Raw genomic sequence first — 25,808 nt, 5'->3', positions numbered from 1 at the left:
CTCCTTATTTGCCGTGACGGATCCGTGGGTTTACCACGCCGTAAAGAATATCGACAATCAAATTCACCACAATAATAATGGTAGCCACGATCAGAATGCCCCCTTGTACAACTGGGTAGTCGCGTCGGCCAATCGATTCAATCAACCATTTACCAATGCCCGGCCAAGCAAAAATTGTCTCGGTAAGAATCGCACCCGATAACAAAATGCCCACCTGCAAACCAATTACTGTAATTACTGGAATAAGAGCGTTACGCAACGCGTGCACTACAATTACTCGCATTGGCGCCATGCCTTTTGAGCGAGCGGTACGAATGTAGTCTTCGCCTAATACTTCAAGCATTGATGAGCGGGTCATACGGGCGATTACAGCCATTGGAATGGTGCCCAATACGATACTTGGCAAAACTAGGTGATGTAGTGCAGATAGAAATGCGCCGTCTTCGTCGGAGAGCAGCGTGTCAATCAACATAAAACCGGTGACCTCATCTATCCAGAAGGTCACATCGAGCCGCCCGGACACGGGGGTTATCCCCAAGTTCACTGAGAACACCAGCATTAACAGCAAGGCCCACCAGAATATGGGCATGGAATAGCCGGTGAGAGAAAAGGTCATGACCGAGTGGTCAAATAAGGAACCCCGTTTCACAGCAGCAATAATCCCGCAGGGCAAGCCTACTAATATCGCAAAGATTGCTGCGCAGGTAGCCAACTCTACAGTGGCAGGAAACAAGGTCATAAATTCTTCGGTTACAGGCGTCTTGGTGATTAATGAACGTCCAAGATCGCCACTCGCAATATTCTTCACATAATCAAAGTATTGGACCAACAAGGGTTGGTCTAAGCCCAACTCGGCACGCAAGGCTGCGTGACGTTCAGGAGACACGCCCCTTTCACCTGCCATTACTTCTATTGGGTCGCCAGGAATCAAGCGAATCAAAGTAAAGGTTAAAAGAGTAATGCCGATGAAGGTGGGTATCACCAACATCAATTTTTTTATAATAAACTGGAACATAACTACAGCTCTGTGTCTGAAGGAAGGAAAGGGGCTGTTGCCAGCCCCTTAAGTATATTTATTTTAGCGACACGCCATAGAAGTGGTGACCACCTAATGGATCAATCTTAAAGCCTTGAACTTCTTTACGAACTGGCTTGTAAGCCACTGAGTGAGCAATAGTTACCCACGGAGCTTGTTCTTTAAAGATTAACTGTGCTTCTTCGTACAGTGGTGCACGTTCAGCTTGAACAGAAATCTGTTTAGCTTTAGTGATTACGTCGTTAAATGGCTTATGACACCACATAGCACGGTTACCACCACCAACAGCATCACAGCCTAGTAATACGCTTAGGAAGTTATCTGGGTCACCATTGTCACCGGTCCAACCAAGTAACACGGTATCGTGCTCACCTTGCTTAGAACGCTTAAGGTATTCACCCCATTCGTAACTAACGATTTCAGCTTGTACGCCTACTTTTGCCCAGTCAGCTTGAATCACTTCCGCCATACGACGTGCGTTAGGGTTGTAAGGACGCTGTACTGGCATTGCCCAAATGTTAGTCTTAAGATCGGTCACACCAGCTTCGGCCAATAAGGCTTTTGCTTTAACCGGATCGTAAGGGTAATCAACGGTATCTTCGTTGTAAGACCACATTGTTGGTGGGATTGGGTTTTTAGCAATTTTACCACTACCCTGGAATACCGCATCAATAATCGCTTGCTTGTTAACCGCTAGGCTAAGTGCTTGGCGAACTTTAACGTTATCAAATGGTGCTTTTTGGGTATTAAATGCCAAGTAACCTACGTTTAAGCCTTCTTGGCTCATTAGGTTGATGTCAGCATCTTTTTGCATTTGCTCAACATCAGCTGGGTTTGGATAAGGCATTACGTGACACTCGCCAGCTTTAAGCTTGGCGTAACGTACTGATGCGTCTGGTGTAATAGAGAATACCAAACGGTCAATCTTAGGCGCGCCTTGCCAATAATCAGCATTACCTACGTAGCGAATAATTGAATCTTTTTGGTATTGTACTTTTTGGAAAGGACCAGTACCTACAGGGTCTAAGTCTAGTTTCTCTGGTGTACCGGCAGCTAACATCGCATCAGCTTGCTCAGCAGAGAAGATAGATGCAAAGTCCATCGCCATGTTTGCAATAAACGGAGCTTCAGGCTTGCTTAGTACAAACTTAACCGTGTAATCGTCAACTTTAACGATCTCTTTAACCAAGTCGTTCATACCCATACCGCTGTAGTACTCGTAAGAACCACCCGATACTTTATGGTAAGGATGCTCAGGGTCATCTTGGCGTTCAAACGTGAACACTACGTCGTCAGCATTAAATTCGCGAGAAGGTTTGAAACCTTTTTTCTGACTGTGAAACTTTACGCCTTTGCGTAAATGAAAGGTGTACTCTAGGCCATCTTCAGAAACATCCCAAGACTCTGCCAACCCTGGAACAACATTGGTTGTACCTACTTCAAATTCAACCAAACGGTTAAAGATGGTCTTAGAAGACGCATCAAAAGTGGTTCCTGCTGTATATAAACTTGGGTTAAAACCTTCTGGACTGCCTTCTGAACAGAAGACAAATGTTTGCGCTTGAACGCCCACAGCTACCGCACTAGCTACAAGTGCAAGTGACAGCTTCGCCAATCCTTTCTTCATTATGATTCTCCGTGTGACATCTTGTCATGTATGCAACCGTTATGGCTGCATTTCCGGTGTGTTTGCGAATAGACTAATAATTATTGTTCTTGATAAATCTAGACCCTGCACTAGCAAATGTCGCTATTCAAACAACAATTGTGAACTGAGCAAGACTTAATCAAGCCTGATCCGCTTTTTGCCCGTAATAAATTAGTATTTTTATCTGCCACTGTAAATAGCATAAACAGGATTTTATAATCCAAAAATCACAGAAGGCAGTGATAGTGATTAAGGATTCGATATAATGTCATATTTATGCAATAAAGAATAAGCTTATGCAAGGTTTGCATAAGCAGATTTAACTAAATTTAGGGGAGAACAAATTTGGCAAGCAGAGAGAATGCTCAGTTAAGCGAGGACAAACAGCACAACTTGCAAAGAAATAGCTGCAAACACACCGGCTAATACGTCATCTATCATTATACCAAAGCCACCGTGCACTTTTTTGTCCAAAATTTTGATGGGCCAAGGCTTCAAAACATCAAAAAAGCGAAATAGTATAAAACCGAGTAGCACATTAAGGGGAGATAGCGGCACCATGAACATGGTAATCCAGTAGCCAACAAACTCATCCCACACAATCGCCCCATGATCATGCACACCCATCGCATCACTCGCTTTTTGACAGCACCAAACACCAAAAACAAAGCTTACCAGTAGTACTGCCACGTAGGCCCAAACAGGTAATGGCGTTAGCAGTAAATACAAAGGAATGGCAGCTATGGTACCAAAAGTACCCGGTGCTTTGGGGGCTAAGCCACTACCTAAGCCAAGTGCGCATAAGTGTAAAGGGTTACGTAAGCTTAATTTGGCTAAAGCTTTATCCATTGCAGTTCTCGCTACTCGCTAGGATTAGTTGAAGTGATCCCACCCAGTGGGTTCGATTTGATAAGGTTTATCTTGATATTTTAGCTTTATCTCGCCATGGCCAGGCGCTAACTGCCCGATACAAGTAAACTGTATTCCGCTAAAGGATAAAGAAGTATCGACTGAGCCTTTATTAGATTCAGGCACAGTAAAGCATAGCTCGTAATCTTCGCCACCATTTAGTGCTAAAGCAATACTTTGATCTACACCAACGGCTTCATTCATGGTCTCTGAAAGTGGCAGGCTATCTAGGTTTAGTACCGCCGAGCAATGACTCTTTCTGAGGATATGCTGTAAATCGTTGTATAAACCGTCTGAGATATCAATGGTTGCAGAGGCTATATCACGCAAACCATAGCCAGCAAGCACTCGAGGTTGCGGGTAATAATGCTGTTTTAGGCTTAGCTCTAACTGTTGAGGGTTTAAGCTGATTTTGTCTTGAAGATGCGCCAGTGCAAGACCAGAGTCACCAATATTGCCAGTAACATATACCCAGTCACCAGGCTTGGCTCCGTCTCTGCGCAAGGCTTTACCTTCAGGTACTACGCCATGAACCGTCACGGTAATACTTAAAGGGCCTTTGGTGGTGTCTCCACCAATTAAGGCGACATTGAAGTATTCAGCTAAGTCATAAAAGCCTTTGCTGAACTGGGCTAACCACGCTTCGTCAATGTCCGGCAAAGTGATCGCTAAGGTCACCCAGCGCGGCTCTGCCCCCATGGCTGCCATGTCACTTAAATTAACAGCAAGCGCTTTATGACCAAGCGCACGAGGTGGGATATCTGAGAAAAAGTGTACGCCTTCTACCAAGGTGTCGGTAGAAATAGCAATTTGGTTATTCTCGGGAACAGTTACCAGCGCTGCATCATCACCGACACCCAATAAAACATCGGGGCGTGAAGCACTGCGCTGGAAGAACTTTTCGATGATATCAAATTCACCCAAAGGAGGCTGAGAAGACATGCAACTAAGACTTAAACTGCTGTAAACGTAGTACTTTATCTAGCACGCCATTAACAAACTTGTGGCTATCTTCAGCGGCAAATGACTTAGCTAATTCAATCGCTTCGTTAATTACAACTTTAGGTGGCACATCGCTCACCATTAATAGCTCGTAAACACCAATCAACAAAATTGCGTGTTCAACAATATCTAATTCTTCTAACTTACGAGAAAGCGAAGAGCTCATCGCTTCATCTAACTTTTCGCTGTTTGCTACTACGCCAGTCAGCAGAGTAGAAAAATACGGAACATCGGCCTTACTCATGTCTTGTTCGGTTAAGAACTGATGTTCGATGTTAGCAACGCTGTCCTTGGTCACCTGCCATTGATAAATTGCTTGAGTAGCAAATTGCCTAGCTTTACGACGTGCAGCTGGTTTCACAGAGAATTCCTCAAATTAAACTTCTATCTGATCAACTAAATTGATCATTTCCAAAGCGCTTAGGGCAGCTTCGGTACCTTTATTACCCATTTTAGTGCCAGCGCGTTCAATCGCTTGCTCGATAGACTCAGTAGTAAGCACGCCAAAAGTTACTGGAATATCAAATTCCATCATAACTTGAGCTAAACCTTTGTGGCATTCGTTAGCCACTAATTCAAAGTGGTAAGTGCCACCACGAATTACCGTACCTAAAGCAATAATAGCATCGTACTTTTTGCTTGCTGCAATGCGTTTAGCAGCCAGTGGAATTTCTACTGCGCCCGGTACACGAACAACGGTAATGTTGTCATCGCTAATACCACCTTGACGAGTTAGCGTATCCACAGCACCAGATAACAAGCTCTCGTTAATAAAGCTGTTAAAACGAGCGATAACAATAGCCACTTTAGCGTTTGGTGTAGCTAAATTTGCTTCAATTACTTTCATACTTAATTCTGCCTTTTCTTTGAGTCCATCAAAAAAATCGCGCTATTCTAGCACAACTAATCTGCTAGGCCCTTAATAAAATAATTTCTCACTAAAACTCAGATTATTCTTGGTCGATATACTCAACCACTTCCAAACCGAAGCCAGATAATGCGTGATACCGCTTAGGTGAACTTAATAAACGCATTTTGCTTACACCTAGGTCGGCCAAAATCTGAGAGCCTACTCCAACAGTACGTGAAGCACTGTGCGCTTGCTTTTGGGCTGGAGTCTCACCGCGATCTTGCAAAGCAAAGGCTTTAACCTGCTCAATCAAATTATCAGCCTTATCATCGGTACTAAGTAGCACCAGAACGCCATTTTCTTGAGCAATTTTTTCTAGCGCTTTATCCAGCGGCCAGCTCATCTTTCCAGCCCGGTCACTGCCTAATAAATCACTAAAGGTATTGTGCAAGTGCACGCGTACCAGCGTGGCTTCATCTTCTTTTATCTCACCGGCTTGCATAACAAAGTGAACTTTTTCATCGATGGTATCGCGGTAGGTAATCAGCTTGAAATCACCGTGGCGGCTAGGCATTTTACATTCTGCGACTCGCTCAATAGTGGTTTCGTTGTTATTACGGTATTCGATAAGATCGGCGATAGTGCCCATCTTTAACCCGTGTTCTTTACAAAACACCTCAAGATCTGGGCGACGCGCCATGGTGCCGTCTTGATTAAGGATCTCAACAATCACAGCTGCTGGTTCTCGACCAGCTAACCTTGCCAAATCAGTTCCTGCTTCAGTATGTCCAGCGCGAGTAAGTACCCCACCTTCTTGCGCCATTAGCGGAAAGATATGCCCAGGCATAACAATGTCACTAGGCTTAGCATCACGGGCAACGGCTGCTTGCACAGTGCGCGAGCGATCTGCTGCAGAAATTCCGGTAGTCACGCCTTGCGATGCTTCAATAGATACCGTGAAATTAGTAGCAAACTGCTCGGTATTTACATCTACCATCAGCGGCAACTTTAGTTGCTGACAGCGCTGTTTAGTCATGGGTAAACAAATCAATCCACGCCCATAGGTAGCCATAAAGTTAATGGCCTCTGGTGTTACCATATCGGCTGCCATGATGAGATCGCCTTCATTCTCTCGATCTTCATCATCCATTAGCACCACCATTTTTCCATGGCGTAAATCTTCAATAATTTCTTCGATACTGCTTAGTGACATAGCAAAACCTTTCTTACCTTTGGGGATAGTATTTATTGTTATTAGCGCATCTTGATTGGGCGAGCTATTTCATAAAGCCGTGCTGCGCCAAAAATGCAGTATTTATTTTTGAATCGTTAGTGTTCTCATCAGCATAGCCGATTAAACGCTCCACATAGCGAGCGATAACATCAACTTCTAAGTTAATTTTTTGCCCAGGCGACCAAGCACCAATGGTTGTTTGCTCGGCGGTATGGGGAATAATGGTTAAACGTAGCTGTTGCTGCTGTACTTCGTTCACCGTTAAGCTAATGCCATCTACGGTTACTGATCCTTTATGGGCTATGTAACGCGCCAGATCATTAGGAACCTTTAGCCAAATATTAATCGCACGTGCGCTGGGGCTAATGCTTACTACCTCTGCTAAGCCATCAACATGACCACTGACAATATGACCACCAAAGCGATTAGTCGCGAGCATGGCTTTTTCAAGGTTAACTTTGTCACCTTGTTTGCATTTAGCCAGTGAAGTTAAACTTAACGTTTCGGTAGATACATCGGCGCAAAAGTGCTCATTGCTAAAATCGACCACGGTTAAACATATACCATTTACCGCGATGCTATCGCCAAGCCTAACATCCGACATATCTAAACCAGCGCTGGCGATGTTTAATCGTACGTCACCGCTGCGTTTTTCAATGCGAGAAATCTTGCCTAGGGCTTCAATTATTCCAGTAAACATTAATGTGTGCCCTGTGCTTGCGGGATCCAGATAGTTTTAATGTCGGGGCCAATTCGGCGAGTTTCAAGGCATTGCCAAGAATTTAACGCACTCATCGACTGATAGCCCTCAAGCCCCACTAAACTGTGAGCATCGGCTCCCATCAATAAACCGGCTTGGTAACAAATAAGCTGATCAACCAAGTTGGCTTGAATCAGGGCTGCAGCAAAATTAGCTCCTGCTTCAACCCAAATATCATTAACTTCTGCTTCAGCTAGCTGCTGCATTAATTGCGGCAAAAAGTTTGGCGTGTCTTCAATCACCAGCTGTTTTGCGGCTGGCAGTTGCGTTTGTGCTTGATGGCCAGCCAACCACAAAGACTCACTATTTTTATAAATATTAAGGTCTTGAGCTGCTTCTGCTAAGCGTTGTTTACGGTCAATAACCACCCGCAATGGCTGACGCAGCAGTGTTTCATCAAGTTGCTCTGCAAGGCTACCGAGCTCATTAAATCTCACATTTAGGCTGGCATTATCGCGAATAACCGTGGTAGCGGTGGACAAAATAGCATGGCTAGCGGCCCGCTCTCGTTGCACGTCGCAGCGAGAATGAGCCGAGGTAATCCATTTGCTTTCGCCATTGGCTAAGGCTGTTTTAGCGTCGATAGAACCAGCAAGTTTCAAGCGAACAAAAGGACGTTTACGCTCAACACGGCTCAAAAATCCGGGGTTAAGCGCACGCGCAGAATGCTCCATTAGACCGGTACGAACTTTAATGCCAGCCTCTTCAAGGTGCTTAATCCCGCGCCCAGCAACCTGTGGATTAGGGTCAACCATAGCAATCACTACTTCGGCCACTTGTTGCTCAACTAACATGGTGGCGCAAGCGGGCGTTCTGCCTACATGGCTGCAGGGCTCAAGGGTGACATAACAAGTCGCTCCTAAGAGGCTAAAACCGCGTTGCTTGGCATCCGCTGCTGCATTCACTTCGGCGTGCCCTTCACCGGCTTTACGGTGAAAACCTTCACCAATAATCTGACCATCTTTTACCAACACACAGCCCACATTTGGATTGGGTGCAGTGGTATATCTTCCGCGCTTAGCGAGAGCAATGGCTTTTGCCATAAACTGGCAATCTTGAACGCTAAAACTCACTTACTTTTCCAACTTAGCAATTTCGTCACTAAATTCTTTGATATCTTCAAAGGAATGATAAACCGAAGCAAAACGCACGTAGGCCACTTTATCTAGGCCAATCAACTGTTCCATAACAATCTTGCCAATGAACTTAGTGGCAACTTCACGTTCGCCAGTCGCCCGCAGCTGCGACTTAATTTTGTTGACCGCTTGCTCTACTTGGTCAACGCTTACTGGGCGTTTTTCCAACGCACGCATCATACCAGCACGCATTTTCTCTTCGTTAAAAGGCTCTCTAATGCCATTGCCTTTAATCACCCGCGGCATTACCAACTCGGCCACTTCAAAAGAAGTGAAGCGCTCATGGCATTCTAAGCATTCACGACGCCTTCTTACTTGGTGGCCATCGGCAACCAAACGCGAGTCAATAACCTTGGTTTCATGAGCAGAACAAAATGGACAATGCATGGGCGATCCCTTATTCGAGTATCCGGCAATTTTATCTGCTAAACCGTCAGAGGTACAGGTTAGCTAAAGCGTAACTATCGAAAATGCCCACAATTCCTTTATTTAGGTAAGGCTTTGTTTAAATAGAATGGCGCCAACTTAGTAAAGGAAGAAAAAATGAGAATTAGCTCTCAGTTTAATCACTGAGCCAAATACTTACTGTTTAGCCCTTAGCTTGTTAAGAGTCTGATTAGCTTAAAGTTAAGCTTGATATATAAGCAAATAGCGTTTGCGTAGTAACCAATTACTACCGCTTAGCTTACCGCTCAAGTTAGGCTGCACTAGAAATGTAAATAACTTGTTAAGGAAAGCGTCATGGCGAAGATACTGATTATTGCAGGTGATTTTGTTGAAGATTATGAGTTAATGGTGCCATTTCAAGCACTGCAAATGGTAGGTCACGAAGTTATCGTAACCTGTCCAGAGAAACGCATTGGCGAACAAATTAAAACCGCCATCCATGACTTTGAAGGCGATCAAACCTATACCGAAAAACCGGGGCACAACTTCACCCTCAACGGCAATTTTGCTGACATCGATACCGAGGGATTTGATGCGCTATTATTACCCGGCGGGCGTGCCCCGGAATACTTACGCTTAAATGCTAAGGTATTAGACATAATTCAAGCCTTTGCCGCTAAACAACAGCCGATAGCGGCAATATGCCATGGAGCACAGCTATTAACGGCGGCAGGTATTGCCTCTGGCAGACACATTTCTGCCTACCCAGCTTGTGCGCCTGAAGTCACAGCCGCTGGCGGCGACTATGCAGATATTGCCGTTGACCAAGCCCTTACCGATGGGAACTTGGTCACCGCACCAGCTTGGCCTGCTCACCCGCAATGGCTAGCGCAATTCAATAAGCTATTGGCTTAATACTAAATTGAAACGGCAAAAGTTGATTTTGTATACCATGATTAGACTTCGGTTTGATCATGGTGGGATTGCCAATGTGTGAAATTTATTCTGGCGCCGAAGCGGAATTGTTTGAATTGAAGTCTCGGTCGGTGCGTTTAGATGGCGTAGTAACCAGTATTCGTTTGGAAGCAATATTTTGGCAGCTACTGGAGCAAATAGCCGATGAGGCTAACCTTAGTTTGGCGGGCTTTTTAACACAAATTTACCATGAGGTATTACAGCGAGAAGAAAAGGTAGGTAATTTTACTTCTTTACTTAGAGTGGCCTGTACTACTCACCTTAATCAAGGCAAGCGCTTAACACTCACTAATCCTTCGCTTAAACAAGCGGAATCAGGCAATTCCATTGCCAACGGATATCTTTAATGTGCCAACATTAAGAAATGATGAACAACATAAAGCTGCCCCAAATTACAAACTGCATAATCATTAATCGTTTTGCACTAGCCACAGGATTCATGTCCATGGTGATTCTCTCTCTTTTGCAATTACCCTTTAGCGCTGGTAATTTGACTTATCAATTAGGTCTTAAAAACTGAGCAATTTCAGTACCAACTGTCTAATTCTCAGGCTAAAACCCAGCCTATCCCTCCTTGGTTTGTGTTCCTATTCACATTTAGTCTTAATAATCCGTAGTTAAACTAGGGTCTGTTGATCTTTGGTGTTGAAGTTTTGTTCGAGATAAGCGGGCTTTAATCGCGGCGAGCACTTAGAAGCCTAGTGGGCTAAGCAAGAAGTGCTCAACAAAGAGTAAAGTTCGCTTATCCGAACCCTTCGGGCACCATTTCTTAGCCATTTATTCAGCGTTAGCGAGTGATTATTAAGCCCACTTAACTGCACACTCACTGCCTTGCCTAAATGGCTAATAAATTGCTGTAAAAACCATCAGCAAAAATCAACAGACCCTAACAAAAAAATACAAAAAAGGAGGCATAAAGCCTCCTTTCTTTTATCTCGTCAATCCCTGACGTTTACATGCTTACTTAAGCGTAGACCGGGAAGCGCTGGCAAAGTTCTAACACTTGGCCTTTAACGCGCTCAATTACCGCTTCGTCTTGTAAATTATCTAATACATCACAAATCCAACCAGCTAACTCTTTAGAAGCTGCTACATCTAAGCCACGACGAGTAATTGCTGGAGTACCAATACGTAAACCACTGGTTACGAATGGAGAACGCGGATCGTTTGGAACCGAGTTTTTATTTACTGTGATGTTTGCACGACCTAGTGCCGCATCGGCATCTTTACCAGTAATGTCTTTGTCGATGAGATCAACCAAGAACAAGTGGTTTTCTGTACCGTTAGACACAATCTTGTAACCGCGCTCTTGCAGTACAGCTACCATAGCTTTGGCATTATCTAATACGTTTTGCTGGTATTGCTTGAACTCTGGCTCCATCGCTTCTTTGAACGCTACCGCTTTTGCAGCAATAACATGCATCAAAGGACCGCCTTGACCACCTGGGAATACTGCAGAGTTAAGCTTCTTCTCTACTTCTTCGTTGGCACGCGCCAAAATCAAACCACCACGTGGGCCAGCTAGTGTTTTGTGAGTAGTAGTTGTTACTACATCTGCAACTGGCACTGGGTTTGGATACAAGCCAGCTGCCACTAAACCAGCAATGTGCGCCATATCTACGAACAGGTAAGCACCTACTTCGTCTGCGATATCGCGGAAACGCTGCCAATCAACCACACCTGAGTAGGCTGAGAAACCAGCAATAATCATTTTAGGTTTGTGTTCTTTGGCTAAACGCTCAACTTCTGCATAGTCTAACTCGCCAGTTTCTGGGTTAATCCCGTACTGAACGGCGTTGTAGATCTTACCCGAGAAGCTTACGCTTGCACCGTGAGTTAAGTGACCGCCATGAGCTAAGCTCATGCCTAGCACTGTGTCACCTGCTTTAAGCAAAGCCATAAATACAGCTGAGTTAGCTTGTGAACCAGCATGTGGTTGCACGTTTGCGTAGTCGGCACCAAATAGTTGCTTGGCGCGCTCAATGGCTAGTACTTCTGCTTTATCTACATACTCACAACCACCATAGTAACGCTTACCTGGGTATCCTTCGGCGTACTTATTAGTAAGGTAAGAGCCTTGCGCTTCCATTACTCGTGGGCTGGCATAGTTCTCAGAAGCAATCAGCTCAATGTGCTCTTCTTGACGAACTTCTTCTTTAGTAATGGCTTGCCATAATTCGGCATCGTAATCGGCGATATTCATATCACGCTTTAACATCAGTATCTCCTGACTCTTTTGTTACATGTTGGTGGGTGATTTTTCGAAGGCGCATTCTAACCTGAGTCCTTTTCAGATCACAGCAAAATTTTTTACCATTAACGCTATTCAAATGAACAAATGTAACAATAAAACGCTAGCTGCCTTGGAAGCTGTAGTGTGCGTTTAGCCTATTAAATTTGCAATTTTCTCACTAGCTGCTTTGATCTTTATGAAATAAATTCACGTTAATTTAAGCATTACATCTCAGCCCAACAAAGGTTAAGATGATAATGATTATCATCTACAATTAGAGTTTATATTATGTCACTTCGCCTCTCAGGCCTCATTTTGTCACTTTTCTTTCTATTGGCTTGCAGCGCTACTCCGCCTAAAGAGCAAGCAACGCCATCTGCAGATATTCAATTGCAGACTTACTATGACTACGCACTGTACAACCCAAACGACCAACAAATTGTTGAAAACACCCAATCACTTGCCAAGCAACTGGCTGATTCTCAGGTGATACTGTTTGGCGAATACCACAGTCATCCCGCTATCCACTTAGCACAGCTGCGTTTATTGGAAGCCCTATATCAGCAACAAAACCAAATTAGTTTATCGATGGAGCAATTTAATCGCAGCCAACAAGCTATATTAGATAGCTACCTAGCCAACGAAATAGGTGAAGAATGGCTTATCAATCAAACCAAAGCCTGGGATAACTACCGCTCTGATTACCGGCCGCTAGTTGAATTTGCCAAAGATAAACAACTTACGGTTGTAGCAGCCAATGCGCCCCGCGAGCATGTTCGCTGTATTGGTCAGCAAGGCTTAGGTTATTTAGAGGGCTTAGAAGAATCTGAACGCAGCAAACTTGCCCAAGACTTTACAACCAACGATCCGGCCTACCAACAGCGACTGTTTGGCAACGCCCACCATGGCGATAGCGAACAAAGCAAAAATCACTTTTTTGCCATGTTAGCTTGGGACGAAACAATGGCAGAATCTATCGCTCTGCAACTGCAGTCTCAAACTACTCAACAGGTGATGCACACGGTGGGCAACTTTCATATTGAACAACGACAAGGCACCTACTCAAGAGTAGAACAACGTCTTGAAGGTAAAAAAGTTAGTTCTTTAGTGGCGATAAACCACAGTGAGTTTATTAAATTAAGCGAGCAACAAAAACAAGCATTGGGTGACTACTTAATTGTGGTAAAAAGCCTGCCTGTGCGTTATCAAAACAAAGCCAATCAGCAAGCAGAATTTAAGCATATTAAGAAACAATCTAGTAAGCAGTGTAAAAGCGCTAACTAACAATTAGCTAGCTGTTATTTAAAATGTCTCTAGGCGGCGACGCCCTTTGTTAAATAAATGTTAACAAATCAACTTAAATAACTGTATTCGCCTTATTTTTTTTTGGTTTTACTAACAAACGCTTGCAGCTTGCTCATATTGAGCCATAATCATACCAGCGGCTCACTCAATTGCAGTGAATAGCTTTGCTTAAACGAATCAACGATTGCTAACAATCGTTAGAATTGAATATAAAGGACGGACTTACCATGAATAAGTTTTTAGTTGCAGGCGCTATTGCTTCTACCATTTTACTAGCGGGTTGTTCTTCAAACACTACCGCTTTAGAAAACAACGTACAATCTCTAAGCGACAAAGTTGATGCACTATCAAACGAAGTTGCAGCTCTTCGTGCAGAGCAAAGCTCTTTGAGTGGCGACATTAAGTCAGCTCAAATGAGTGCTGACCAAGCTAAAGCTGAAGCGATGCGCGCTAACGAACGTATCGACAACATCGCATCTTCTTACACTAAGTAAGTTTAAAGCGATGTAAAAAAAGGTGATGCTAAGCATCACCTTTTTTTTATCCTCGATTTTCTCCTACCGACAAAGCAATGCCTTGCTGGTTTTTCAGCGCTTGATTCACCACCGACGAGTCAACTCCTGCTTGCGTAATAAACTTAATATCATCACGACTCAATTGTAAGGTAGTTGCTTGGGTCACTTCTTCTTCAGAGCGATTAAGCGGCTGGTGCACTTCTAATAAGTACTCACCACTAGGTTCAAGCGAATGTTTAATCGATTGATTAATGATCCTCACCGGCGTTTTCAGATTAACCTGCGAAAACAGGTATTCGATATCGTCGGGAAACAAACGTATACAACCAGAGCTAACACGCAGGCCAACACCAAACTCTTTATTGGTGCCATGAATTAAATACTCACCATTACCGTAAGCCAAACGCAGGGCATATTCACCCAGTGGATTTTCTGGCCCTGCCTGTACAACCGGTGGCAAAATAATTCCCTTGGCCGCATATTCATTACGAATATTTTGAGTAGGTGTCCAAGTAGGTTGCTCACGTTTTTGACTAATGTAAGTGCTCATCTCTGGCGTTTCGCGGCCAATTCGGCCAATGCCAATGGGTAACACATCTACTTCGGTGCTATTTGGTCGGAAGTAGTACAAACGCAATTCCGCAAGATTTACCACCACCCCTTTGCGCTCCACATCGGGCAGCAAAATTTGAGTGGGAATAAGAAGCTCGGTACCTTCTTCTGGTAAGAAAGGGTCTACCCCTTTGTTCGCCGCCATTACCGCTAAAAAACCTACACCATAACGCTCGGCGATAAGTGCAATAGTTTCGCCTTTTTGCACTCTGTGCCATTGGTTTCCGCCCAGCAGGCGACTCCCATCTTCGGGTAAATCGTAAGTTAAGGCTGAAACTGAAAATGCCATACATAGGGCAACACAGGCCAATAAAATCTGTTTCATTTAATCTGCAGTGTCAAATTGTGATGATTCCAACATACCACTATTACTTTAGAAATTCGACAAGCCCTGCTGGCTATCTCTGTTAAAAACAAGCAGATAGTACCGCTTTATGCTGCTTCACTATGCAACATCAAAAAACCGCCGCATAAAGTGGCTTACAAGGCTAGCTTCCATCTACGAAGCCAGTATCATAGCGAAAGATAAAATTAGCGAATTTGGGTGTATGCTTTAGCGACACAAAAATTCGAGTATAGACCCTTAAAGGAACGGCAAATGGCCCAATTTATTTATACGATGAACCGCGTTGGTAAAATCGTTCCCCCTAAAAAACATATTCTTAAAAATATTTCTTTAAGCTTTTTCCCCGGCGCTAAAATTGGCGTACTCGGTTTAAACGGCTCTGGTAAGTCTACCCTACTACGCATTATGGCGGGTATTGATACCGATATTGAGGGTGAAGCTCGTGCTAACCCAGGAACCAAAATTGGTTACCTTGCTCAAGAACCTCAAATGGACTTGGACAAAACGGTTCGCGAAGTGGTTGAAGAAGCAGTAGCAGTGGTAAAAAATGCCCAAACTCGCTTAGACCAAGTTTATGCCGAATACGCAGAACCCGATGCAGACTTTGACGCCTTAGCTAAAGAGCAAGGTGAACTAGAAGCGATTTTAGCCACTCATGATGCACATAGTTTAGAGAATCAACTAGAGCGCGCAGCCGATGCCTTGCGCCTACCAGAGTGGGACCAAAAAATTGAGAAGCTTTCTGGGGGTGAACGTCGCCGCGTAGCGCTGTGTCGCTTATTGCTTGAAAAACCAGACATGCTGCTACTTGATGAACCTACCAACCACTTAGATGCAGAATCTGTAGCTTGGTTGGAGCGATTTTTACATGACTATGAAGGCACTGTTGTGGCGGTAACCCACGACCGATACTTCCTCGATAACGTAGCAGGCTGGATTTTAGAATTAGACCGCGGTGAAGGTATTCCATGGGAAGGTAACTACTCTTCTTGGCTAGAGCAAAAAGAAGACCGCTTGAACCAAGAAGCCTCTCAAGAAAAAGCTCGAATGAAATCGATTCAGAAAGAGCTGGAATGGGTTCGTTCAAATGCGAAAGGCCGTCAGAGTAAAAGTAAATCTCGTATGGCTCGCTTTGAAGAGCTTAATACTCAAAGTTTCCAAAGCCGAAATGAAACCAACGAGCTATTCATTCCAGCTGCGCAGCGCCTAGGTGATAAGGTTATTGATGTTAACAACTTAAGCAAGGCTTATGATGGACGAGTACTAATTAATGACCTGTCATTTAGCATTCCTAAGGGAGCGATTGTAGGTATTATTGGTCCTAACGGCGCGGGTAAATCGACTCTATTTAAGATGATTACCGGAGCAGAGAAAGCAGACTCAGGTACCGTAGAAGTTGGCGAAAGCGTTCAAATAGCTAGCGTGGATCAGTTCCGTGATGCGATGGATGATAAAGCCACCGTATGGCAAGAAGTGTCTGGCGGTTCCGATATTCTAAAAATTGGTAATATCGAAGTACCAAGTCGCGCTTATGTTGGTCGATTCAACTTTAGAGGTGGTGACCAACAAAAACGTGTTGGAGAGCTATCGGGTGGTGAACGTGGCCGTTTGCATTTGGCTAAGTTACTTCAAACTGGTGGCAACGTGCTGCTACTAGATGAACCAACCAACGACTTAGATGTTGAAACACTACGAGCGCTAGAAAACGCACTCTTAGAATTCGCTGGCTGTGCCATGGTTATCTCGCATGACCGTTGGTTCTTAGACCGTATCGCCACTCACATTCTAGATTACCGCGACGAAGGACAAGTTAACTTCCACGCAGGCAACTTTACCGAGTACGAAGCTTGGTTAAAAGAAACCATTGGTGAAGAAGCCGCTCAGCCTCACCGCATAAAATACAAACGTATTAGCTAAGTATGAGTAACAAAAAAGGCCACTTACGTGGCCTTTTTTATTCCTCCAAGGAGATTAGCCTAAGCTCTCCAGTAATGCTTTAGCGTCTTCATACTCAGAGAATTGCTGATCTAATTCCACAGCTGCTTCTGCTTCCGCTTTAGCCTCGGCCTTGCGCCCCAACTTACTAAGAGCGAATGCCAAGTGATAGCGAATCGCGGCATCTGATGCGTTCATTGTGTAGGCTTCTCGTAAGTAAACTAAACCCTGGTCAACATTGCCACGCTGTACTTCAATCCACCCAATAGTGTCCAAAATAGCGGCGTTTTTAGCACCCTGCTCTACTACCTGTGCAACGGTTTGATAAGCTTTATCTAAGTCTTGGCCAGAGTAAATATTTGCTAAATTATTCAAAATACCCGGATCTTGCTTTAATGCTGGCAAGGCGAGTAAGTCTTCATAGTGTTGTTGAGCTTTAACAAGCTGCTTATGGTGCAAATAGCTATCAGCCAAAATACGTTTATGCCAAGCCAACTCTGCAGCAGTAGTAATTAAACCTTCCATTTGTTGATGAAAAGCATCATCGGCAATGCCTTGTTTAGCCAGTTGATACAAACGCACTACCGCCTCTCGATTAAACGCATTCAACTCTACAGCTTTACTGTATTTTTGCTGCGCTTGTTCCTTCTGGCTTTTGCGCATTTGAATATCGCCTTGCAGGAGAAATAACTGGCTACTTTCACCAAATTTGTTGGCTAAATCCGCCACCGTCTTTTCCGCAGCTTCCAAGTCATTTTGTTCCAGTTCTACTTTAGTTAACAGGATCAAAGTTGACATATTTTCCGGCGCCAACTGGTGAGACTTCAATAAAGAACTCTTAGCATTTGCTAACTGCTTGGCTTGGGCTTGCATTCTGGCTAAGCCTATTAACTTATTTGGCTGCTCTTTCCAAATACTGTCCAATAAACCTAAGGGGTAGTCTGCGTCTTCGTATCGCTCTAATCGAATAAGAATTTCAGCATAAGCACTTAAGTAACGCTCATTCAAAATATACTCTCGATTTAGCTTCTCAACTTCGGCTAAGGCATTCGACCATTGTGCTGTCTGCATATACGTATCAAGTTTTAGCTCGCGCGCCTGGCGATTGTCTTGTTCGTATAGCAAAACTTTATCAAGCTGTTCAGTCGCTTCTAGATAGTTTTTTTGCTCAAGGTGAATGCGAGCAGCCAAAAGGTGACTTGGCGTGTGCTGTTTGTTTACTGCTAACAAGGTGTCTAAGATTTGTAGTGCTTCTTCAGTGCTGCCCTGCGCTCTCAAGACCACTGCTTTGTTAAAGCTAGCACCTACATTATTGGGGTTGGTTGCTAACACTTCATCAAGATAACGCAGTGCCAATTCTGCTTGTTCAGTTTTAATGTAATAAGCAGCAATTAAATTTTGCGCATTAGCATTGTTTATGTTTCTGGCAATTAAACTCTCAATTACCGGGCTAGCTTGGTCAAACTTGTTCAGTTCTAAAGCTAATTCGCCTTTCAACTGTAACCACTTTATCGGCGCGTTATCCTCGGTAAAAGGAAGCTCTTCCAACAGACTTAAGGCCCGCTCGGACTCACCACTTGCCCGAGCCAATTCAGCATCCAAAATCACCATGTAATTTGAATCGCTATGGTAGGCTCTAATTTGCTCAAAAGCTTGTTGAGCCGCACGTAGCCTACCAGCGTCAATGTACAAATACACTAGTTGAACCGACAAGCCTAAATCGCGAATAATGTAATCGAAGTTATCTTGCAAAAGTAACTGCAGCTTGTAGGACTCATTATTACGAAGGTAGAGCTTAGACAGCATTCGGGTTGCCCCGAGATCACTGGGCTTTTGACGCAAGTACTGACTTAAGTACTGCTGGGCTTTCTCATCGTTTTCTAGAATAAATTCCGACGCCCCCTGAATAAATAGCAAGCTGTTTGCGTCTGTTAGCTCCTCAGTTTCTGCAGCTGAGACCTTTTGAGATAAATCCGCTAAGGCTCGCTCGGCCATTTCGGTATTGTCTTCACCGGCAAACAAAGTCGCACCGATCAATATCGCCGTGGGATCATTGGGCGTTTGTTCTTGGATCTGCTTTAAATAGCGTTTAGCTTGCTCAGTCTGATTGAGTTTAAGGTGAGTCATCACTAAACTTCGCAAGATTTTTGGGTCTTGAGGATCAAGTTGATAGGCAGTTTGATAGTGTTCCAAGGCGAGGGTTAAGTTGTTCTGACTCGCTGCTAAATCCCCTTTCAACAACCATGTTCTCTCATTATTTTTGGCTATTTGTAATGAGCGCTCTATCCACTGCTCTGCAAGTACGTATTCTTTTTGCCTTAAATATAAGGTTGCCAAGGTATTCATCGCACTTGGCTTATTCGGCATAAGTTTAGTAGCTTGCTCAAATTCATTACGTGCTAATTCTGGTTGAGCACTTTTCAAATAGATTCGACCACGCAATAACTTCCACTCAAACAAACTCGGCTTAGAGAACTCATTAATTCGCTCTTCAAACGCAAGCAGTTCGTTAGTTTTCCCCTGCAACATTAGAATATTGCCAAGCAATGGCAACACCAAGTTAATGTCGGCCCCTAAGGCTAAAGCCTCTTCTAACTGTTTCTCAGCAGAACCTAAGTTATTTGCGTTAAAATAAACTTTGGCGAGCAGTAGCTTTGAGGAAAGGTGTTCAGGATTAGCTTTTAGTGCATTTTTTAAATGGATGAAGGCTTCATTCTCTTCTCCACTATGAAAGGCTTTAACGGCGAGTTCGTACTCGTTAGCCTGCTGATCAGCAAAGCTAAGATTTGTTACGCACAGTAAACACAGAGCTACTAAAGATTTGTTCATTATCAAAGCTAATTCCTTGTTGCTTCAAGGGCTAGTCAATTAAGCCTTAAACAGTATCTAATGAACAGGTAGTAAAAAAAAGACAAAAAAATACGAAATACAGAGTATTTCGTATTTTTGATTAAACAGGAAAAGGAAGTATTGGTTTAAACTTGGCGCTTTCTGCTACGTAATGCGATGCCAAATAAACCAGCAGCAAACATTAAGACTGTGCCTGGCTCTGGCACGCTGGTAACTGGTACTTGAGGGCTATTCGCTTTAACACCGGCCAACTTAAATGCATCGTTAGCGGTTGAGAAACCCATATCTCCAAAGATTGGGTTGTATGCACCAATTAACCAGTACTTAGAAGAAGCACTAGAGCTGATTGATTGATATGCGTATGAGTTAGCATCGTCGACCTGAGCTTCAGTTGACCAAGCACTTGCCACGTCTCCCCAGTTACTACCAGCTAAAGTAGGAGTATCGTTACCAGAGTATGCTAATACAGTTACATCAGCCTCCCTGTTACGACCCTCTTTAGCCCAGCCCAACGAGAAACCAGCAAGGTTTACTGCTTCATCGAAGCTAAGTAAAACCATGTCATAATCTTTCTTCCAATCGCGATTGTTGTAGCTGTCGATTGCATGGTCTGGAGAGCCACCACCTTCATCACGGTTTTGTAAGGTTAAACCATAACCGTTTGCGTAATCTAGCTCGCCACTTTCGATATTCTGAGCGCCGCCGTCGGTATTAGACCAGCCTGAAAGAGTAAGGCCGTTACCACTGAAGGTATTCCCATCACCGCTTCCGCTTTCGGTAAATGTGCTGAAGTCCCAAGTCTGAGTAGAGCCGAAAGCAGACAACGAAACCGCGCAACTTGCTACTAATAAAATTTGTTTAAACACAGTGCCCCCAAAATAGCAGTATGTATATTTTTAATATCACTGAGCAGATTAAAGCAAAAAGCAAGCCAATATAAATAACTCTTTATATACAGCAACTTAAATAATAGATTTAAATTATTATTGTCATATTGTAAAAAATACCGACAACAATTGCTGAGATTTTGTGCTTATTACTAATCAATACATCAAATAAGTGACAAAACTTCTATACGAAAGAGTAACATTTACGCTCAAAAAACACACTACCAATAGCGTTCTACCGTCACTTGTCCTGGCTTTCGTCGAAGGTTTTTCTTTAAGCCTTTATTCTCAAGTATGCTTTGAGCATCAGTGATCATTTGCGGATTACCACACATGATCACCTGGGAGTCTTGCGCATTAAGATTAAGCCCTACTGCATCCTCTAGTTGATCCGCTTCCAGTGCAGCTGGGATCCTGGCCCTGAGTGCGCCGACGCAATCTTCTCTGGTTACCATGGCTTGAAAGACAAATTTATCCGCTTGCTCATTTAAGTACTTATCAATCAGCTCTTGATAAGCAATGTCCTTAGCTTTTCGTACACCGTAAACCAGCACAATTTTCTCGAATCGCTCCCAAGGCTCTGGAGTTTCTAACATTGAGAAAAATGGGCCTATTCCGGTGCCCGTACCAATTAACCAAAGGTGCTTAGCGAGAGGGACTTCGTCTAGTACCATAAACCCTGCTGCCGCAGTTGAAACTTCAATGCTATCGCCAGCTCGCAATAAGTGTAAATTGGGTGACAACAGCCCATCTTCCACCTTAATAGCCAATATTTCTAAATAGTCGGTGTTAGGAGGGTTAACCAGCGAGTAAGCACGGGCAATACGCTTGTCATCTCGCATTTCAGACAACTTGATAAACTGCCCCGCCACAAAAGGATCTATCTCTGCTTTAATGCGTAAAGAAAACAGTTCATCGTTCCAATCAATACGTTGAATTACTTTACCTTCAGTCCACATAGTTGCTCCTGTTGTAAAACGCCTTCACTCTTTTGACGCTATCACATCACCGTGGTGCTCTACAAAAATCAGTTCGCTAGTATCAAATCCAAGCTCTTTAGCTTGATGTACTAAATCGGTACGAATGGCGTGAGATAGCTCGGGGCTTCTCGCTAACAACCACAAATAGTCTCGGTTTGGCCCCGCAACTAGAGCATATTGATAGTCTTTTTCATCTAAAGCAAACACCACGTAAGCGCCGTAAAATGGCCTAAAGAATGACACTTTCAAGTGCGCAACATCAGGCTCACTAACAAACTGCGCCACACCTTCTGCTTCAAACCATTGGTGGTCTTGCTCGGAAAAGCCTTTATTCAGAACAGATACCTTGCCGTCATCACGCAGGGTATAAGTTGCAGTAACGTGACTCATGCCGCGCTCAAATGAATGATCCAAGCGGGCGATTTCGTACCAAGCGCCTAAGTACTTATCTAAATTGAAATTCTGAACAGGTTCAATCCCTTCAGGCTTAGAACTGCAAGCACCCAATGCTAGCATAGCAATGATAATTAACACTTTTTGCATACTACCTTCCTTTAAATTGCCGCTATAAGATCTAAAACCACAATGCGGCTACGCAGCCTACTAAGGTCATCACAAACAAAAACCATTTAAGCGTATTAGCGGCAGCTTTTATGGCAAATTTAACCGCGTAATGTGCACCAATAATGTAACCTATGGCTAATACCAACCCTGGTAGCCATAACACTTGGTCCCGTGCAATAAACACCACCAAGGCCACACTAGTAAAAGCAATGGTACATACTAATTTAAGCGCGTTAGCCCTGACTAAATCGTAGCGCAAACTCCCAGCCAACGCGGCAACCAAAATAAACCCGACCCCAGCTTGTACAAAGCCGCCGTAAAAACCGGCGATAGCCAAGCTCCATTTAGCCGAGGGAGTATCTTTCATTTTACGCGCTTCAGTTCCTGCCTCGGGGGCAACAACACTAGGTTTAATTAGCATTAGTGCAGCCATCGCCAGCATGGCGCCAAGCAACAAATATTTAATGATCCACGAAGGAGCATAAGAGGCCGCTACTGCGCCAACCAAACCACCCACTAAGGTTGGCCATAAAATAGGGGCGACATCATCAGTATCCAATTTACCGTGTTTTTTGAAGCCCAATACACCAGTTAAACACTGCAAAAATATACCCACCCTATTGGTTGCATTTGCAACCTCTGCTGGCATCCCCATTACCATTAACGCAGGAAGTGTTAGATTCGATCCCCCTCCCGCCAAGGTATTGATAACTCCGGCAAATAATCCTACTGTGAGTAACAAAAATCCATGATAAATTGTGAAATCCATTTAGCGCCTCATTAGCCCTTTGGTAAGTTTGACCTTATCACTGACGCAAGCTTTATTCAGTAGCAGATTTTTATCTTTAGTCTAAGCTGAAATTTTTCTATGCCAGAATTAAGCTTAACGTTATATGGATATAAGTAGTAAAAGGAATGGTTCAGTGAACTACGATTACAGCATTATTGGGGGAGGCATCGTAGGCCTTGCCAGCGCTTTAGAACTGATTAAGCGAAAACCTAGCGTCAAAGTAGTGCTGCTAGAAAAAGAATCTTCACTCGCCTTTCATCAAACAGGCCATAACAGCGGCGTAATTCATGCTGGCGTTTACTATCAGCCAGGCAGCCTAAAAGCCGAATTCTGTAAGCAGGGTTTATTAGACACCATCAGCTTTTGCCAACAGCACGACATTCCTTACTTGCAATGCGGCAAGCTACTCGTGGCCACTAATCAACAAGAATTGAGTGATATGCAGGCGCTCGCCACACGCTGTGAGCAGAATGGCATTAAGGTAAAACCGCTTAACGCCAAACAACTGCAGGAAATAGAACCTAACATCGTTGGCTTAGGTGCTTTGCAAGTAAAAGACACCGGCATCGTTAGTTATCCTCAAATCTGCCAAAAACTGGCCGAGTTATTTCAACAAGCGGGCGGCGAAATTTTGCTGTCTCACCAAGTAACAGGATTGAGCGAACAAACCGATAAGATATTGATTGATACGCAGCATGGTCAAATCAGTAGCCAATACCTTATTGCCTGCGGAGGGCTGATGGCCGACCGCCTATGCAACATGCTTAAGCTAGATATCGACTTTCAAATTGTTCCTTATCGAGGCGAATACTATCAATTACAACCTCGTCATAACCAACTAATTAAACACCTTATTTACCCCATCCCTAACCCTGATTTACCATTTTTAGGTGTTCATCTTACTAAGATGATAGATGGCAGCGTGACGGTAGGCCCCAACGCCGTACAAGGTTGGTCCAGAGAGGGTTACAACAAGGGGTCCTTTAACCTTGCCGACACCAAAGAAATGCTCGGTTTCAAGGGTTTTTGGAAAGTGGCTAAACAGCATTTTCGTAGCGGTCTCAGCGAAACCAAAGACTCCATGTTTAAATCAGGTTATCTGCAGCGGGTAAGAAAATACTGCCCTAGCTTAAACATTCATGACCTTCGCCCTTATCCTAGCGGCATTCGGGCTCAAGCAGTGTTAAGAAATGGAACCTTGGTTCACGACTTTTTATTTGCAAGCAGCCCGCGTAGCTTACACGTATGTAATGCGCCCTCACCCGCGGCCACTTCCGCTTTCCCAATTGGCAGGTATATTTGCGATAAGCTAGAGCAAGATTTAAGTCCATTGAAGTAAGTCACTAAGCTTAGCTATTAACAAGGGTAGCCAATCGGCTGCTCTTTTTAGTTTAAGCGGCATTAAGCTTGGCTATCTCTTATCAACAAACTGAGCTTAAACACCTTAGTGCAAAGCTTGAAGTTGTTATTTGCTACGCCACTTGCACTAAGCTCCTTTCCCTCCTAGGCTAAGACGTCTAAGCAAGCAATAGCTTGGTTTTACTACTCACTAGGAAGTGCAAAATGATAGAACTAGGGCAAGTTATTCCAGACACCCCATTAGCCGAACTTAATCAACAAGGTATGCAGAATCACACCAGCCATGAGCTGTTTGCGGGCAAAAAAGTGGTTCTATTTGCAGTACCCGGTGCGTTTACCCCCACTTGTTCTGAAGCCCACCTCCCCGGATACGTGGTACTGGCTGACGAAATAAAAGCCAAAGGCGTAGATCTTATTGCCTGTGTATCAGTAAATGATGCCTTTGTTATGCAAGCATGGGGCGAAGCGCAAAACGCAGAAAATATACTGATGTTGGGCGATGGCGATGCCAGTTTTACTAAAGCACTAGGCTTAGATATGGACACCGCCAGTTTTGGCGGGGTACGTTCGCAGCGCTACGCAATGATAATTGATAACTTAACGGTTACTCAGCTAAATGTAGAACCACCTAAATCCTTTGAGGTGAGCAAGGCCGAACATGTTCTTAGTCAACTATAAACATCAATAAACTAGCAATGCTAAGTCGTCTAAATGCTCAACATCTAGTGGCAGTGCGATTTAGTATTGTTTTTATCTGCCTATTCTCACTGTCTCAAAGCTGTTTCGCCTTTGGCATGAAAGGGCATCAACTAATCGCTTATATTGCCCAGCAACAACTCGACCCGCAAAGCCAAAAACACATCGAAAAAATAGTTGATGGCAAGAGTATGGTAGTACTTGCAACATGGGCAGACTATGCGAGAAAACAAAAAGCTTGGAAGCACACAGGCCCCTGGCACTACATTAATATTCCCAAAGGGCAGTCACTTGAGCAAAGCCAGCGAAACCCCAAAGGAGATGTACTCAGCCAACTGGAGTATTTTGAACAGCAGCTCAAGCAGCCGAATATAAGTAAGTTAGAGCGCCAACAAGCCCTAAAGTTTTATATTCACTTTGTCGGTGACATTCATCAACCCTTGCATGTGGGTTACGCAAACGATCGTGGCGGTAATAAGGTCTCAGTTAGTTGGTATGGAAAAAGCTCAAATCTACATCGGGTGTGGGATAGCCAACTACTTGATAGTAACAAGCTGTCTTTGGGCAAATATGCCGAGCAACTTCAGCGCCAATATCCTAGCAACGACCCGCTTTTTCACTATGAAGAATGGCTAAATCAAAGCCGTGAACTATTACCGGCTGTTTATCAATTTGGCGATAAAAACTTATCCGATAACTACGCAAACCAACATCGCCCCACTTTAGAGCTACAAATTGTTCGTGCCGGCAAACGCTTAGCCGACAAGCTAAATCATATATTTAATAACAAGCTATAGAA

25 protein-coding genes are annotated in these 25,808 nt (G+C 43.9%); 8 read left to right on the top strand and 17 right to left on the bottom strand.

The features are described from left to right. Nucleotides 1-4: 4 nt before the first annotated feature. From ACYFDN_RS17850 to nrdR, 10 genes are all read right to left on the bottom strand, one after another. A complete protein-coding gene (locus tag ACYFDN_RS17850) occupies nt 5-1,015 on the bottom strand; it encodes an ABC transporter permease subunit (protein ID WP_016402697.1) in 1,011 nt (336 codons plus the stop codon). A 58-nt stretch (nt 1,016-1,073) separates the two neighbouring features. Continuing rightward, nucleotides 1,074-2,663: an ABC transporter substrate-binding protein gene (locus ACYFDN_RS17845; protein ID WP_152781802.1), complete on the bottom strand. Its 1,590-nt coding sequence runs from the start codon at nt 2,661-2,663 to the stop codon at nt 1,074-1,076. Nucleotides 2,664-3,053: 390 nt separating this feature from the next. Further along, nucleotides 3,054-3,533, bottom strand: coding sequence for a phosphatidylglycerophosphatase A family protein (locus ACYFDN_RS17840; protein ID WP_483512174.1), 480 nt, complete (start codon nt 3,531-3,533; stop codon nt 3,054-3,056). 24 nt (nt 3,534-3,557) lie between these two features. Then, nucleotides 3,558-4,535: a thiamine-phosphate kinase gene (thiL, locus tag ACYFDN_RS17835; RefSeq protein ID WP_483512173.1), complete on the bottom strand. Its 978-nt coding sequence runs from the start codon at nt 4,533-4,535 to the stop codon at nt 3,558-3,560. Nucleotides 4,536-4,539: 4 nt separating this feature from the next. Further along, nucleotides 4,540-4,956 (bottom strand): transcription antitermination factor NusB, encoded by a 417-nt coding sequence (nusB, locus tag ACYFDN_RS17830; RefSeq protein ID WP_016402693.1) that lies wholly within the window; start codon nt 4,954-4,956, stop codon nt 4,540-4,542. A gap of 15 nt (nt 4,957-4,971) precedes the next feature. Beyond that, complete coding sequence (ribH, locus tag ACYFDN_RS17825; protein WP_016402692.1) at nt 4,972-5,442, bottom strand: 6,7-dimethyl-8-ribityllumazine synthase; 471 nt, start codon at nt 5,440-5,442, stop codon at nt 4,972-4,974. Nucleotides 5,443-5,545: 103 nt separating this feature from the next. Then, a complete protein-coding gene (gene ribBA / locus ACYFDN_RS17820) occupies nt 5,546-6,658 on the bottom strand; it encodes a bifunctional 3,4-dihydroxy-2-butanone-4-phosphate synthase/GTP cyclohydrolase II (RefSeq protein ID WP_483512171.1) in 1,113 nt (370 codons plus the stop codon). Nucleotides 6,659-6,722: 64 nt separating this feature from the next. Beyond that, the gene (locus ACYFDN_RS17815) at nt 6,723-7,379 is read right to left on the bottom strand and encodes a riboflavin synthase (RefSeq protein ID WP_016402690.1); all 657 of its coding nucleotides are present in this window, start codon (nt 7,377-7,379) and stop codon (nt 6,723-6,725) included. After that, nucleotides 7,379-8,512 (bottom strand): bifunctional diaminohydroxyphosphoribosylaminopyrimidine deaminase/5-amino-6-(5-phosphoribosylamino)uracil reductase RibD, encoded by a 1,134-nt coding sequence (gene ribD, locus ACYFDN_RS17810; protein ID WP_483512169.1) that lies wholly within the window; start codon nt 8,510-8,512, stop codon nt 7,379-7,381. The genes ACYFDN_RS17815 and ribD overlap by 1 nt, the downstream gene beginning before the upstream one ends. Continuing rightward, complete coding sequence (gene nrdR, locus ACYFDN_RS17805) at nt 8,513-8,962, bottom strand: transcriptional regulator NrdR (RefSeq protein WP_016402688.1); 450 nt, start codon at nt 8,960-8,962, stop codon at nt 8,513-8,515. A gap of 354 nt (nt 8,963-9,316) precedes the next feature. Between nrdR and ACYFDN_RS17800 the strand changes: the two genes are divergently transcribed. Then, nucleotides 9,317-9,877 carry a DJ-1/PfpI family protein gene (locus ACYFDN_RS17800; RefSeq protein ID WP_483512168.1) on the top strand — a complete coding sequence of 187 codons (561 nt, stop codon included), beginning with the start codon at nt 9,317-9,319 and terminating at the stop codon, nt 9,875-9,877. 74 nt (nt 9,878-9,951) lie between these two features. Then, a complete protein-coding gene (locus tag ACYFDN_RS17795; protein WP_483512167.1) occupies nt 9,952-10,284 on the top strand; it encodes a ribbon-helix-helix domain-containing protein in 333 nt (110 codons plus the stop codon). A 617-nt stretch (nt 10,285-10,901) separates the two neighbouring features. Here ACYFDN_RS17795 and glyA read toward each other — a convergent pair. Further along, complete coding sequence (gene glyA, locus ACYFDN_RS17790; RefSeq protein WP_016402684.1) at nt 10,902-12,155, bottom strand: serine hydroxymethyltransferase; 1,254 nt, start codon at nt 12,153-12,155, stop codon at nt 10,902-10,904. A gap of 303 nt (nt 12,156-12,458) precedes the next feature. Here glyA and ACYFDN_RS17785 point away from each other — a divergent pair, with 303 nt between their 5' ends. Further along, on the top strand, nt 12,459-13,454 hold the full coding sequence (locus ACYFDN_RS17785) for a ChaN family lipoprotein (protein WP_483512166.1): 996 nt from the start codon (nt 12,459-12,461) through the stop codon (nt 13,452-13,454). Nucleotides 13,455-13,702: 248 nt separating this feature from the next. Continuing rightward, nucleotides 13,703-13,969: an Lpp/OprI family alanine-zipper lipoprotein gene (locus ACYFDN_RS17780; protein WP_016402681.1), complete on the top strand. Its 267-nt coding sequence runs from the start codon at nt 13,703-13,705 to the stop codon at nt 13,967-13,969. Between the two features lie 46 nt (nt 13,970-14,015). On the opposite strand, the gene ACYFDN_RS17775 is transcribed toward ACYFDN_RS17780, so the two are convergent. Beyond that, on the bottom strand, nt 14,016-14,927 hold the full coding sequence (locus ACYFDN_RS17775; RefSeq protein ID WP_483512164.1) for a L,D-transpeptidase family protein: 912 nt from the start codon (nt 14,925-14,927) through the stop codon (nt 14,016-14,018). Between the two features lie 273 nt (nt 14,928-15,200). Here ACYFDN_RS17775 and ettA point away from each other — a divergent pair, with 273 nt between their 5' ends. Continuing rightward, nucleotides 15,201-16,865: an energy-dependent translational throttle protein EttA gene (gene ettA, locus ACYFDN_RS17770; protein ID WP_472588898.1), complete on the top strand. Its 1,665-nt coding sequence runs from the start codon at nt 15,201-15,203 to the stop codon at nt 16,863-16,865. Nucleotides 16,866-16,919: 54 nt separating this feature from the next. Here the strand turns inward: ettA and ACYFDN_RS17765 are convergent, their stop codons facing one another. The 5 genes from ACYFDN_RS17765 to ACYFDN_RS17745 all read right to left on the bottom strand — a co-directional run bounded on the left by ACYFDN_RS17765 (nt 16,920) and on the right by ACYFDN_RS17745 (nt 22,933). Then, nucleotides 16,920-19,712: a tetratricopeptide repeat protein gene (locus tag ACYFDN_RS17765; RefSeq protein WP_483512162.1), complete on the bottom strand. Its 2,793-nt coding sequence runs from the start codon at nt 19,710-19,712 to the stop codon at nt 16,920-16,922. A gap of 146 nt (nt 19,713-19,858) precedes the next feature. Further along, nucleotides 19,859-20,599 carry an exosortase-dependent surface protein XDP1 gene (gene xdp1 / locus ACYFDN_RS17760; protein WP_483512161.1) on the bottom strand — a complete coding sequence of 247 codons (741 nt, stop codon included), beginning with the start codon at nt 20,597-20,599 and terminating at the stop codon, nt 19,859-19,861. Nucleotides 20,600-20,841: 242 nt separating this feature from the next. After that, nucleotides 20,842-21,579 (bottom strand): ferredoxin--NADP reductase, encoded by a 738-nt coding sequence (locus ACYFDN_RS17755; RefSeq protein ID WP_483512159.1) that lies wholly within the window; start codon nt 21,577-21,579, stop codon nt 20,842-20,844. Nucleotides 21,580-21,603: 24 nt separating this feature from the next. After that, on the bottom strand, nt 21,604-22,143 hold the full coding sequence (locus tag ACYFDN_RS17750; protein ID WP_483512158.1) for a lipocalin family protein: 540 nt from the start codon (nt 22,141-22,143) through the stop codon (nt 21,604-21,606). A gap of 31 nt (nt 22,144-22,174) precedes the next feature. Then, nucleotides 22,175-22,933, bottom strand: a complete 759-nt coding sequence (locus tag ACYFDN_RS17745) for a sulfite exporter TauE/SafE family protein (RefSeq protein ID WP_483512157.1) — start codon at nt 22,931-22,933, stop codon at nt 22,175-22,177. 154 nt (nt 22,934-23,087) lie between these two features. Between ACYFDN_RS17745 and lhgO the strand changes: the two genes are divergently transcribed. The 3 genes from lhgO to ACYFDN_RS17730 all read left to right on the top strand — a co-directional run bounded on the left by lhgO (nt 23,088) and on the right by ACYFDN_RS17730 (nt 25,806). Continuing rightward, nucleotides 23,088-24,293, top strand: coding sequence for an L-2-hydroxyglutarate oxidase (gene lhgO / locus ACYFDN_RS17740; protein WP_483512156.1), 1,206 nt, complete (start codon nt 23,088-23,090; stop codon nt 24,291-24,293). 224 nt (nt 24,294-24,517) lie between these two features. Next, nucleotides 24,518-24,991, top strand: a complete 474-nt coding sequence (locus ACYFDN_RS17735; protein WP_016402672.1) for a peroxiredoxin — start codon at nt 24,518-24,520, stop codon at nt 24,989-24,991. A gap of 17 nt (nt 24,992-25,008) precedes the next feature. Further along, a complete protein-coding gene (locus ACYFDN_RS17730; RefSeq protein ID WP_483512155.1) occupies nt 25,009-25,806 on the top strand; it encodes a S1/P1 nuclease in 798 nt (265 codons plus the stop codon). Nucleotides 25,807-25,808 lie beyond the last annotated feature (2 nt).

It is taken from the genome of Agarivorans sp. D1326, from assembly GCF_056958115.1.
This window is presented reverse-complemented; position numbering and strand designations above follow the sequence as displayed.